Genomic DNA, 13,391 nt, shown 5'->3' with positions numbered 1-13,391 from the left:
TCTTTGCCCACCACGGTCCTCGTATCCTTTCGGTGAATCTCCGTCAGCGCCGTCAAGCGAAGCAGGCGCCGAGGAGATTCCCGAAGGATACGAGGGGTTTACACTTCTTCGACGGAGTTCGGCTCGGACCTGGAGAGGTCGATGCCGAGTTCTTCCGCGGCTCGGAAGACTTCTTCATCCGAGTCACGCATTTCAATCGTGGTGCCGTCAGTCGAGAGGACCTCGACGTTCAGGCACAGCGACTGCATTTCCTTGATAAGCACCTTGAAGGATTCGGGGATGCCCGGCTCCGGGATGTTCTCACCCTTGACGATCGCCTCGTAGACCTTCACGCGACCGTGAATGTCATCCGACTTGATGGTCAGCAGTTCCTGCAGGGTGTACGCGGCGCCGTAGGCTTCCAGCGCCCACACTTCCATTTCACCGAAGCGCTGGCCACCGAACTGGGCCTTACCGCCCAGCGGCTGCTGGGTGATCATGGAGTAGGGGCCCGTGGAACGGGCGTGGATCTTGTCGTCCACCAGGTGGTGGAGCTTCAGGATGTACATGTAGCCCACGGAGATCGGATCCGGGAACGGCTCCCCCGAGCGGCCATCGAACAACTGGGTCTTACCCGAGGCGTCGATGAGTCGCTGTCCGTCACGCGTCACATTGGTGGAGTTCAGCAGACCAGCGATTTCCTCTTCGCGGGCGCCGTCGAACACCGGGGTGGCAACGGTCTGGTTGGGGCCGGTCTCACGGGGCATGTTCGGCAGGTTCTTGACCCACTCAGGCTCGCCCTCGATCTTCCAACCGGTCTTGGCAACCCAGCCAAGGTGCGTCTCCAGCACCTGGCCGACGTTCATACGACCAGGCACACCCAGCGGGTTCAGCACCACGTCAACCGGGGTACCGTCCGCCAGGAAGGGCATATCCTCGATCGGCAGAATCTTGGAGATGACACCCTTGTTACCGTGACGACCTGCCAGCTTGTCACCGTCGGTGATCTTGCGCTTGGCAGCAACGTAGATGCGGACCAGCTGGTTCACACCGGGAGCCAACTCGTCATCGGAGTCCCGGTCAAAGACCCGAACGCCGATCACGGTGCCGGACTCGCCGTGGGGCACCTTGAGTGAGGTGTCACGGACTTCACGGGACTTCTCACCGAAGATGGCCCGCAACAGGCGCTCTTCCGGAGTCAGCTCGGTCTCACCCTTCGGGGTGACCTTGCCGACCAGGATGTCTCCCGTGTCGACCTCGGCACCGATGTGGATGATACCGCGCTCGTCCAGGCCAGCCAGAATCTCCTCGGAGACGTTCGGGATGTCCCGGGTGATCTCCTCGGCACCGAGCTTGGTGTCACGGGCGTCGATCTCGTGCTCCTCGATGTGGATGGAGGACAGCACGTCCTCCGACACCAGGCGCTGCGAGAGAATGATCGCATCCTCGAAGTTGTGGCCTTCCCAGGACATGAACGCCACGAGGAGGTTCTTGCCCAGGGCGAGTTCACCCTGATCCGTTGCCGGGCCGTCAGCGATGATGCCGCCGACCTCCAGACGTGCGCCCTCGGAGACCAGCACACGCTGGTTGTAGGAGTTGCCCTGGTTGGAGCGGTTGAACTTGGCGATGCGGTAGCTGGTTTCCGTGCCGTCATCGTTGAGCATGATGACCAGATCAGCCGAGACCTCGGTGACCACACCGGCCTTCTTGGCAATGACGACGTCGCCCGCGTCCACAGCGGCCGCGCGCTCCATACCGGTGCCCACCACGGGGGCCTCGGAACGGACCAGCGGCACAGCCTGACGCTGCATGTTCGCACCCATGAGTGCGCGGTTGGCGTCATCGTGCTCAAGGAACGGGATCAGGGCGGTGGCCACCGACACCATCTGGCGCGGGGACACGTCCATGTACTCGACCTCGTCGGCCGGGATCAGAACGGGCTCGCCACCGCCGCCACGCTGACGGACCAGGACCATGTCTTCGACGAAGTTGTTGTTCGCATCCAGCGGTGCGTTCGCCTGAGCGATCACCACCTCGACCTCGTCATCAGCGGTCAGGTAATCGACGTCATCAGAGACGTGACCCTTGGACACCTTGCGGTACGGGGTCTCGATGAAGCCGAAGGGATTGATCCGACCGTAGGAAGCCAGCGAACCGATCAGACCGATGTTCGGGCCTTCAGGGGTTTCGATGGGGCACATACGGCCGTAGTGGGACGGGTGGACGTCACGGACTTCCATGCCGGCTCGGTCACGGGAGAGACCACCCGGGCCCAGCGCGGAGAGACGACGCTTGTGCGTCAGACCGGCCAGCGGGTTGTTCTGGTCCATAAACTGGGACAGCTGAGAGGTTCCGAAGAACTCCTTGATCGCTGCCACCACGGGGCGGATGTTGATCAGGGTCTGCGGGGTGATCGCCTCGACGTCCTGCGTGGTCATCCGCTCACGGACAACGCGCTCCATCCGGGACAGGCCCGTGCGGACCTGGTTCTCGATGAGCTCGCCCACGGCGCGGATACGACGGTTGCCAAAGTGGTCGATGTCGTCGACCTCAACGCGGATCTCGACGTCCTTGCCATCGCGCTTACCGGTGAGCGTCTTGCCACCAGCGTGCAGGGTGACCAGGAACTTGATCATCGCGACGATGTCATCGATGTCCAGAACCGAGGCGTCCGGCGCAGCCAGAGACTTGTCGATGCCGAGCTTGCGGTTGATCTTGTAACGGCCAACCTTGGCCAGATCGTAGCGCTTCGGGTTGAAGTAGAGATTGTCAAGCAGCGTCTGCGCGGCCTCAACGGTCGGCGGCTCGCCCGGACGGAGCTTGCGGTAGATATCCAGCAAGGCATCCTCGCGAGTGGCGGTGCCATCCTTGTCCAGCGTGGCGCGGATCGAATCGAACTCGCCGAACTCTTCCAGGATCCGGCCTTCGGTCCAGCCGAGAGCCTTGAGCAGCACCGTGACCGACTGCTTACGCTTACGGTCAAGACGCACGCCCACCTGATCGCGCTTGTCGATCTCGAGCTCGAACCAGGCACCACGGGACGGAATGATCTTCGCCGTGAAGATGTCCTTGTCACTGGTCTTGTCTGCGGTGCGCTCGAAGTAAGCACCGGGCGAACGGACCAACTGGGAGACGACGACGCGCTCCGTGCCGTTGATCACGAAGGTGCCCTTGTCCGTCATCAGCGGGAAGTCACCCATGAACACGGTCTGCTGCTTGATTTCGCCCGTGTTGTTGTTCATGAACTCGGCCTTGACGTACAGCGGAGCCGAGAAGGTCGCATCGCGATCCTTGCATTCGGCCACGGTGTACTTCGGGTCCGCGAACTCCGGATCGGAGAAACTCAGGGACATGGTGCCCTGGAAATCCTCGATCGGGGAGATTTCCTCAAAGATGTCGGAGAGGCCCGAAGTGGTGGCGACGCTTTCGTCCCCAGCATCGACGGCCTTGTGCATCCGTTCCTGCCACCGCTCGTTGCCGACGAGCCAGTCAAAGCTCTCGGTCTGGAGGGCGAGCAGATTCGGAACATCGAGAGGTTCGTGAATCTTAGCGAATGAGACACGCCGGGTAGCACCATCTGTGCTGAATCCGGAGTTGCTAGCGGTTTGATTATGAGAGGCGCTTGAGGCGACCAAGAGGGATCCTTCCACAGACCATCAGGCTTGCTACGCCCCTCTGTTGCCGGGAACCGGACCACCTCAACCAGCTGTCCGGAGTGAATCCGGAGCATGGCGAGCCCACCGCTATATGAAGGCTAAAGGTACACAGAGAAGACGCGAACTTTCAGCATAACCCATAGACGCAAACATGTCCAGCCCATCAGAGTACGCCCCATGCAGCGATGGTGCAAGGACCTGGCCGGGTCTTCCATCGCAGAAATCCGCCTCCTGCCGGGAACAGCCGTCCGGTAGGGTGTTATTCCATGCGTTGGACTACCGGAATGTTCGTCATCGTAGCGGTCGTTGTGCTCGGCTGGCTGTGGCTGTCACCCGTACCGGTGAAAGTGAACACCACCCAGGCAACGTTCGCCTGCTCCCCCCTCGGGCCTACAGCTGACGGCGACGTCGGCCTGCTCTATGCCTCCAACAGCGAGGGCGCCCTGCTGATCAAGGACTGGCTGAAGGCCGTCGGCTACAGCGATACCGACATCACGAGCCAGATGACGGCGACGGCAGAGGCCTCGCTCGCGCAAGCCTGCGACTCGGCTCGCCAGAACCGGCAGACGACCCTCACTCTCGGATCCGTCACGGCCGGGACGATCACGATCTGCGCCGTCATCGTGATGCGAACGCGGCGCGACGACCGCAAGACCGGGAGCTGGCTGCACTATGAACCGGCTCCGCAGGAACCGGGAACCCCGGACGGCGTGACCCCGGACGACGGTGCCGCACCCGGCCCGGATTCGTGGAGATCGACCTCGTCGGCCACGAAGGCGGGAATTCCAAGGGAGAGTTCTGCTTCACCCTCGACATCACCGACATCGCGACCGGCTGGACCGAGACCGTCTCGGTGAAAAACAAAGCCCAGAAATGGGTATTCGCCGCCATCAAAGAGGCCACCACGAAGTTCCCGTTCCCGATCCTGGGCATCGACTCGGACAACGGGAGCGAGTTCATCAACTGGGAACTGTTCCGCTGGTGCGAGCAGGAAAACCTGACCTTCACCAGGTCCCGGTCCGGGAACAAGAACGACGGCGCCCACGCGGAGCAAAAGAACTGGCACATCATCCGCCAGACCGTCGGCTACCACCGCTACGACACCCCCGCCGAGCTGGAGCTCCTGAACCGTATCTGGGCTCTCCAACGGCTGCTGACCAACCACTTCGCACCACAGCAGAAACTCGTTGGCAAAGTCCGGACCGGCGCCAAGGTCAGCAAAACATACGACCGGCCCGCGACCCCGTTCCAGCGCGTCCTGGCCGACACCGGCACCGTCGCCCGGGAAGTCAAGACCCGGCTAAGGCGGGAGAACAAACCCTTGAATCCGGCCGCGATCCAGCGTCAGATCCAGGCCCTCTGCGCCGAACTGCAAACCCTGGCCACCGCCAAACAAGGCCCGAAACCCCAACCTGCTATCCGGGCAAAACCAAATGATTCCACGAAACAACCCAGCCGGGCATCTTGACATGATTCTTCAGGGGATCCCGAGGCTTTCGAGTCGGGCCTGGTGAAGAACATGATGCGTTGGAACGATCCGAAACCCCCAGTAGACCCGGTCCCTCCAGAGACCTCGGCCAGGCGCCGCCAGAGCGGTTCGCTGGGTTGAGCGTGCATGCCGAGCGGCAGGCCTAACTCAGCTACGCGGCCATCGGGCTCCCCCAGAACCAGTGGGTCCCACGCTTTGGCGAACCGCAGATCGGCCATCTTCCCGGCCGCCTGCTGCGCCGCCGCAAATCCGATCGCCTCATCCAGATTCTGCAGCCCCTCGCGGCCTCCCGCTGCTGCCGGCGCCCGGCAGAAACGGGCCTCAGTCAGAGGACCTGCACCTATTGGGTCTCGCATGGTGGACGGCATGACATGTTGGCTCGGCATAAGACCTATCTGGAACCGATCCACTTCGGAGCCTTCGGACTATCTCACCAGAGCCGCTCTCGGGGTTGAGTGTGCACTTTTGCAGAGTAATTCGGAATATCACTCTGCAAAAGTGCACACTCAACCCCGAGCCCAGTCGGAACCGCTAGCCACAAATAGCACGGGATCGGGTTACACCGGCAAGCTGGCCCGGCAGGTTAACGCAGGTTGGGGCGTTGTAACATCCGATGCAACGCCCCAACCTGGGGTCAACGTGAACTACCTCTCGGTGCGGAACACGTTAGCTTCCACCTAGCGAACTCGACGGGCCGTCCAGCGTGATCGGGTCGCCATCACGGTGAGTCCACCGCTCAGGATCAGAATCCCAGCCAAAGCCAAGGGCACCAGCACCTCGCTACCGGTACTCGCCAGAACACCCGGGGTGTTCTGTGTGGTGAAGCAGCGCGGATCATTGCCACCTGGCATACAGTTGGAATCCACTTTCCCCCCGGGCGAGGTGCCATGGCCAACCACGGCATTCAGTAGCGTGCTGTTAGGCGCAACGTCGGCATTGACCGTGACCTGGTAGGTCAGCACCACGCTCTTGCCCATAGCAAGCGGGCCACCGGTCCAGCTCAGCGTCGTGCCTGTCACGGCGGGCGCCGCAACCGGCTGACCATCGAGCGTCGCCACCAGGGAACCCTGCACCAGCGACGCACTGTTCAGAACCTTGGAGAGGTCATCAGTGAGGGTAACGGTAGTGAGCACCGCATCCTTGTCCTGACTGGCGTTCGTGGCCGTCACCGTGTACTTGATGCTGTCGCCACCCTTGACTTCACTCCCCGATACCGGGTCAGAGGTCTTCTGAACCGTCAGCACTGGCTTGGGATAGGCAGTGTAGCCCGCAGGATCAGGAGGGATGACCGGCGGCGGTCCGACAGGAGGTACATCCGTCGTGGCGGACGCCGTGTTGACAGTGGTTCCTTTGACGGCCTGCCTAGTGCACTCATTGGACTTCTCCTCGCCGGGCGCCAACGATGCCACGGTGAACCCGCAGTCGGCGTATAGATCGTCCTTCACCACAATATTGGTCAAGGTGCCCTGTCCGGTGTTGGTAATCACCAGACGGAATACCACAGTGTCCCCTACGGCAAACGTCGGGTAATCCGAGGGATCGTTTGCGTCATGCCACACTCCTTGCTTGTCCTGAACATACTTCTTCAGACTTGCCGAGTTGTAGGGGGCAATGGTCAGGGTTGCCGAGGTGCGCATCACCAGTTGGGTGTGACTTGCACGGCCTTGAGCCCTGTTGACGTACTGGTCGTAGCCCTTGGCCCCCTGGGTTGCGATCTTCACCTGGAAGGTCCGGATGGCCCCCGGGTTGAGGGTGCCTGCAATCACGCGGATAGCCGTGACGTTGGCCGGTTTGGTCGTGGTCCACCCCACCGTATTGCCAGCAACACTATTTGCCGCACCATTGGAGGGATCCGCGGGATCATCGCTGAGGCCTCCCGGGGCAGCGCTCGAGTAGTACACGGTGCCACCTGAAGCATCAGGCAAAACATCGGTGACCTGGTAGGTGCCAGAGAACGTCGTCCCCCGACCGTCACCGTTGTAGGGCAGGACGTCGATAATGTCCGTGTAGGACTGCGGTTGCGCATCCTGGGACTTGAGGGTCACGGTCCAGGAGCCCGGGCCGTTCCCCGTTCCGTCCGGGTTGGGGATGAACGGAGAATCGGCAACCTTACCAATCACCGTGACAGCGTCAGTTGCCACTGTGACGTCTGCGTGGGCATTCAGGCCGGGAGTTGTGGCCGGGTCGCGGTTGTCACCAGGAACCTTCAACCCGACATTGTTGGTCAGCACGGAACCCGGAACGGCCGTCGCAGGGACGGTCGCTTTATATGTCAGGGCCTGATCAGCGTTGTAGGGCACCCCGTTGAGTGTCCAGGTGAGCACCTGACCGTTGACCTGTGGCTCTGGACTTGCCGACCCCGCAACGTACGTGAGGCCGGTCGGCAGCGTGTCCGTGATGACCACTCCGTCCAGGGTGGTCCCAGCTGGAGCCCCGTATCGCGCAGCCGAGTATGTCAAGGTATAGGTGACCTGATCACCGCCCTTCAATGTCGACGGTGAGGCGGATTTAGCGATGTTTCCAACGGCCGCGACAACCCGGAAGATGTCCCGGGTGCCAGTGGTGTAGGGGTACTGCGCGTTGGGTGTTGGGGTGAATCCACTGCCATTGGTGTCGCGGCCGGGATCGACCCAGCTGCTACCACCAGTGCGCTCCGAACCAAAGGTCCAGACGTCCTGCCCTGTGGCGACATTGCTGTTAACTGTGGCATGGATGTGGATGTCCACCTCCGCGGTCATCCGCTGCTGCATCAGCGACATAGGCGCCTGTACCCTGACGCCCCGCACGGCACTCAGGTCAGTGGGGAGCGTCGTGGTCCAACCTGTGGCACCCGGATCTGCCCCTCCCTGATTGCAGCTGAGTGCGTTCGGATCAGCAGCATCGGCCGCTCCGACGTAGTACTCCAGGGACATTCCTGTGGTGTCTAAGATCGCACCACCTTGTGTCAGAATTTGAGAGTCCTGATAAGTGACATACCTGTTGTCGATGAACTGGCACACACCAACCATTGCCGTCGGAGCGATAGGCTGCCCATTCCCAAAGTCCTTGGTCCAGGCGGCGCTCTGAACAGTGCTACCAGGTGAGACTCGGTAGTTGTCATCCCAGTAGCTGCCGCCCGAGTGAGAATACCCGCGGTCCCATCCCGCGGCGAATCCGCCGATCGGAGGAATCACCTTGGTCTCGACATTGTTGCTGGGATCGTCCTGGGCCACGACACCGGTTGCCGCGGTGTAGGTCGGGGAATCGCCAGTGAGTCGCAAGGTCACGGCGTCCGAGTTAGTGAGCGGCCACTGGAAGCCGATCAGTCCTGAGGCAACAGCAACCTGACCAGCAGGCAAGGCCTTCCCCGTTGAATCCAACGTTGGCACCTGCCGCAAGGAGTAGTCAATGCCGGTCAGCGTCATGGTGTAAGTGGTCGGGCCCGTCTGCACCAGCGTGCAGGACTTCACAAAAGGTGCCGTCTGCGCTGGAGACGCACCCGCCGAGAAGGGATGCAAATCGGCCCCACCCGATCCTGGATCATACGGGAAGCAGCTTGCACCATTCTGATAGCGTTGCGTCGCCATGACGCCCATTCCCGGCGTCGCCCCTGTCAAGGTATCCAGCGTGAGGTGGTATGTCACGCTGTCCGGGCCCGCGTCAGATCCCTTGAGCAGGTTCAGCGTGAAGGGGAAGTTGGTGTAGCGAAAGCCGCCGCCAAGGTCGTTCCAGGGCGTGGGCTGGCCCCACACCATATCGATACCGAAGGTGTTTTTGATCGGGATCGGCGGAAGCGCTGCTTTGACGCCACCAACACTGCCGGCTATGGATACTGCGCTGCCGGTGTTCCCAGTGACGCGAACCGGGGTCTGGACCACCACAGCAGTACCCATGTTCCGTGTGCCCACGTTGCAGGTCAAGGTCGAACCATCGGCGCTGATCGCCGAACCGGTCCCGGAGCAGATGCTGGGCAGCGAGGCAAAAACACCACTCGCGACGGTGGCAGAGAAGGTGACATTGTCCACCGGGGCATTGGACGGCGGATTGACCGAATCATTGACGTTCAGATGCCACTCGCTAGCCAGCAGATCCCCCCGCTGTGTTTGAGCAGGCGGGTTCAGCCACGTTCCCGTCAGCTGGTAGACCGGCGTAGCCGCGTTGGCCGCCAGCGGCGTTAGCAATGCCACAGGCACCGCTAACAGCATGGTTAGGAGCGCAGCCAAGCCTGCCACAGGCCGCCCTCGAAGGTGTCTCCTTAGGTGTCGCGCACGCGGCACGATGCCGAAACGTCTGAGTAATGAATACATCGCTCTCCTCATAGTGATTGCCGACCACATACGGCCGAGTCATGTCACAGGGTCCGACGTCCTCTGCTCAGCCGGATCGTTCCTGATGGCTCAATTGCCCGGCATCGAGCGTCCCCCTCGCCCTCAGTTTCTGCACTATATTGCATTTTTGCATCTTAATGCAATATGTGGCTCCGAAGGCGACTCACTCTCCACCACATTTTTGCACTCGAATGCAAAATTACACTTCTACAGAACTGCGGACTAGCCTGACTACATGACCGGGCATCGCGAGAAGCGAAAACTAGCCACTCGAAGAGCGATCGTCCGCGCCGGACTGGCACTCTTCGCCGAGGAGGGGTACACCCGCACCACCCTCGCGATGATCGCCACCAAAGCCGATGTATCCCTGCGCACTGTCTCGGTGTATTTTCCGCACAAAATCGATATCGCAGTGGCGCCCCTGGATGCGATCCTGGAGCGACTGCACCACCACCTTGAAGCCACTACTGGAGACGCTTTCGAAGCCCTTGAATCCTTCCTGAAGGGCGAGGTGCAGATCGAGGATGAGACCGGCGACGACCTGGTACGCCGGGCGCTCGCCGACAACCCTGTACTCCGAGTGCGGCAGGAGGAAAAGCTCTTCGAAGGTGCGGACTGGCTAGCCAGGAGAATTGCCAGAGACTCCAACCTGACCGAACCGGGCACGCGGGAGCGACTGCTGGCAACCGCATCCCTCGCCATGATCCTGGAGCTGTGGTCCGGGCGACACCTGGCCGACCAGGCTCAGGACATCCCCGCCGCCATCGCGTTGCTCCGCGCAGCCGCCTTGCAGGAGTAGGGGCCTCGAGGTCGCCACCTCGAAGTTTTACTGCATTTGAGTGTAACTTTGCACTCAAATGCAGTAATGCTACTCTGTCACCGAGGGCCAGAAGATTCGTCTGCGCTCTTGGAATGCACCTTCCATCCTGAAGGTTGCCGGATTCTGGCACGACCACCCGACCCCCGGACGGCCAGAATGCGGCCGGGGTTTCCTGGCCCGGCGCGATGCAGTGTAGCTCCCCCGCACACGCATCGCGCCCCGGCGTATCTCTACCAACATCAACACTCGGCTCAGCTACGCACCGCGGCCCGGACGGCGGTCGCCTCAGCGCGCAGCCCGCGGCCCTCCAGTAACTCGGCAAACTCCAGCGAGATACCCGTGTGCTGCTCGCTTCCGGCGGAAATCCGGTCAAGACTGGCCCGGTACGAGGTCAACGACTCCTCCCAGCGCTCCACCGCGGCGTAGCCGCGACCCGCGCCGAGCTCGGCCATCGAGGCCGCTGGCAGATCACCCGCCCCCGCGAAGAGATCCGCGGCGTTGAACAACTCAACGGCGCCGGCATCGGGCTCCCCCAGTGCCAGTAGTGCTCGGCCCTTGGCGAACCGCAGATCAGCCACTTTCCAGTTCGCCTGCTGCGCCGCAGCGATCCCGATCGCTTCGTCAAGATTCTGTAGCCCCTCAGAATCCCCCGCTGCTGCCCGCGCTCTGCCCAGTACATCCAGCGCCTGAACCAGCAGCTGCTCTGCACCACTCAACCGGGCATCCTGAGTAGCCTGGAGTGCGACCTCCACGGCCTCGGGATGCTCCACCATCACCAGAAGATTGGCCAGATCCACGCCCGCCATGGCGCCGACATCGGCCCGCTGCGCCGTTTGCGCCAGCTCGATCGCCTCACGCCAGGCCGCGTAGGCGCTGCCCAGAACCTCCGAGGCATTCGCTGCCCGGCCCAGCCAGACTAGGGTCTGTGCGAGAGATTCGGCAGGCTCATCCGCCGCCACCTCGCGCTCCCGCACCCGATCAAAGGTCTCCATGGCAGGCAGGCTCTGCCCGGACCAGAGTTGATACTGCCCCTGTTTGAACAGGATGCCGGTCAGGTTCGCCTCACCGAGTTCCGCCAGCTCACCGTGCCGGAAGGCCTGCTGGGCGCGCGATGCCGCCAGCTCGTCCTGGCCTGCATCGCTGTACAGAGCGGCAGCCAGCATCAGCGAATTCACCACTTCGCGGCGGGCCCCGGCAGCCAGGCAGAGGTCCACTCGGCGATCCGCCAGCGCAGCACCTTCACTGAACTCCCCCCGTTGGCCATGCACCTGAGCGCGCGCCCTCAGCGCCGTGGCCCGATAGGAAGCCGGCAGGCTCTCGTCCCGCAATGCACGCTCGAGCAGAGGCCCCGACTCCTCGACCGCATCCTGATCGCCGGAAACGGCGAAAAGCGCACCGTAAACGGCCTCCAGAGCCACCGTCCGCTCGGGCTCTGCGAGGCGGGGCGCCCCAGTGACAACGATCCGACCGTACTCGAGGGCCTGCTCGACCTCACCCTGCTGCCAGCAGAGCACACTCAGGGTTCCCGCGACGGCAACCAGTGGTTCCGCCGCCGGTTGCGCCTGCATCTCCACCAGTTCCTGACGCAACCGTGGCAGGTCCTGCGCTGTGGCCGTGCCATACAAGAGCAGTCCCAGCCGCTGCTCCAGCTCCGCCTCCGGCGCGTTGTCCAGTTCACGCAACCAGGGCCCACGCTGGCTCAGAATCCCCGCGGCCTCCGGCACACGCTCGGCATCGACCAGCGAACTGGCCAGAAGAGAGGCTGCCCGCGACTTCTCCAGAGCACTCTCCGCCAGAGCCAGCGCTCGTTCGGCGGCGGCGACCGCCTCCTCGGGATCGTTCTTCAGTCCGGAAGCGATGTAGGCAGCTTCCAGCCACTGAGCCGAGGTCACCGGCTGAGCAGGCACCGGGAGCTCCGTACTGACAAAGGAGGTGCCGGCAATCGGCAGATCATAGTGTTCAGTCGCCAGATCCCGGGCCCGGCACAGCTGAGCGGAGAAGTACTCCGTGCCGTTGCGGGCGTCGAAGCGGCTGGCCAACTCCTCGGCCCCCCGCCAGGCAACCTCGGCCAGGGTGCGCACCGTGAAGCCTTTCCGCGGAGCAGACCCGGTGGCCGGGTCCACACTGGTCGGGTTCACGCGCGGCTCCGGTGCCACGCTCGGCTCCGGTGCCACGCCGAGTACGGGCACCAGCGCGGCGGCATCGGCAGCACGGATCGGAAGGTCTCCGTGACCGGCGCGACTCACCGCGTCCAGGAGCACCCCATAGCCAAGCAGGGCATGGAAACGTCGGCGCAGGTCGAGCGGATCCTCAGCGAGCCCGTGAAGGGTACGCTCCAGAATGTCCAGACCCCGCGATTCATTGCCCGTTACGGCACAGAAGAGCAGGTGGTGCCACATCATCGGGAAGCCATCCGGATTGTTCCGGGCGCCACGATAGGAGCGCAGATGCGCCTGGCTCGCATCCTCCAGCCTGCCAGCCCGCAGAAGCCTCAGCAGCGATCCGGACTCGCAGGATTCCGGTTCATCACCGCAACTCAGGCCCTGCTCGATGATCTCGTCATAGAGCCTCAGCGCCTCCTGCGGCTGGCCCAGCTCCTCGAAATAGTCAATGTCCCCGGCCCGCACACAGGCCTCGCAATGGCTGTAGTTGTCACGGGCGATGCCGTCCCGCTCCTGACGCATCCGGCCCGCCTCGGCCAGGTGGCCGGTGGCCTGCGCGGCGGAGAACCGGGCCTGCCAGACCCCGGACATCCCGACGCCAGCTGCACGATACCGCTGTTCCATCTCGTCCAGCATCTGCCCCAGCTGCGCCAGGGAGAAGCCCGGATTCGCACTGAAGTAGCCGGACATGTGCTTGAAGTACCAGAGCAGGTCGTAGCCCTCCACCTCATAGGGGAAGGCCACCGGGTCGGCATCGTGCTTGCCCAGACACCACGTGAAGGAGGTCAGCACGGCCTCCGTGTCGCCGGTCATCGAGGCCGATCCAAGCAGGTGCAGTCTGGCCAGATAGCTGAGATCGTCTGCCCCCAGCTCATCCGCTTCCGCCACGACACGCTGCACCAGCGCCATCTCCTGGGGGCCGAAGGGCATCGAGTGGATCTGCTCCAGGAGGTCCTCGAGCTCTTCCCGCGTGGTCAT

Annotated in this window: 6 protein-coding genes; 3 read left to right on the top strand and 3 right to left on the bottom strand. The window is 62.8% G+C overall.

Annotation, left to right across the window (positions count from 1 at the left end; genetic code table 11):
* Positions 1 to 98 precede the first annotated feature (98 nt).
* Positions 99 to 3,614: a DNA-directed RNA polymerase subunit beta gene (gene rpoB, locus QQM37_RS06600; RefSeq protein ID WP_285725818.1), complete on the bottom strand. Its 3,516-nt coding sequence runs from the start codon at positions 3,612 to 3,614 to the stop codon at positions 99 to 101.
* A gap of 287 nt (positions 3,615 to 3,901) precedes the next feature.
* Between rpoB and QQM37_RS06595 the strand changes: the two genes are divergently transcribed.
* Together QQM37_RS06595 and QQM37_RS06590 are read left to right on the top strand one after the other, a co-directional pair.
* A complete protein-coding gene (locus tag QQM37_RS06595) occupies positions 3,902 to 4,492 on the top strand; it encodes a hypothetical protein (RefSeq protein ID WP_285725817.1) in 591 nt (196 codons plus the stop codon).
* Entirely contained in the window at positions 4,384 to 5,103 is a 720-nt protein-coding gene (locus tag QQM37_RS06590; protein WP_285725816.1) for an integrase catalytic domain-containing protein, read from the top strand. Before QQM37_RS06595 ends, QQM37_RS06590 begins: the two co-directional genes overlap by 109 nt.
* A gap of 698 nt (positions 5,104 to 5,801) precedes the next feature.
* Here the strand turns inward: QQM37_RS06590 and QQM37_RS06585 are convergent.
* Positions 5,802 to 9,296 carry an isopeptide-forming domain-containing fimbrial protein gene (locus QQM37_RS06585; RefSeq protein WP_285725815.1) on the bottom strand — a complete coding sequence of 1,165 codons (3,495 nt, stop codon included), beginning with the start codon at positions 9,294 to 9,296 and terminating at the stop codon, positions 5,802 to 5,804.
* A gap of 370 nt (positions 9,297 to 9,666) precedes the next feature.
* Here QQM37_RS06585 and QQM37_RS06580 point away from each other — a divergent pair, with 370 nt between their 5' ends.
* Positions 9,667 to 10,230, top strand: a complete 564-nt coding sequence (locus QQM37_RS06580) for a TetR/AcrR family transcriptional regulator (RefSeq protein WP_285725814.1) — start codon at positions 9,667 to 9,669, stop codon at positions 10,228 to 10,230.
* 272 nt (positions 10,231 to 10,502) lie between these two features.
* Here the strand turns inward: QQM37_RS06580 and QQM37_RS06575 are convergent, their stop codons facing one another.
* Positions 10,503 to 13,391 (bottom strand): hypothetical protein, encoded by a 2,889-nt coding sequence (locus QQM37_RS06575; RefSeq protein ID WP_285725812.1) that lies wholly within the window; start codon positions 13,389 to 13,391, stop codon positions 10,503 to 10,505.

The sequence above is a fragment of the Psychromicrobium xiongbiense genome (assembly GCF_030271165.1).
In the GTDB taxonomy this organism is placed as follows: Bacteria; Actinomycetota; Actinomycetes; order Actinomycetales; family Micrococcaceae; genus Renibacterium; species Renibacterium xiongbiense.
The sequence above is the reverse complement of the archived record's forward strand: the minus strand, read 5'-3'. Positions and strand labels throughout refer to the sequence as shown.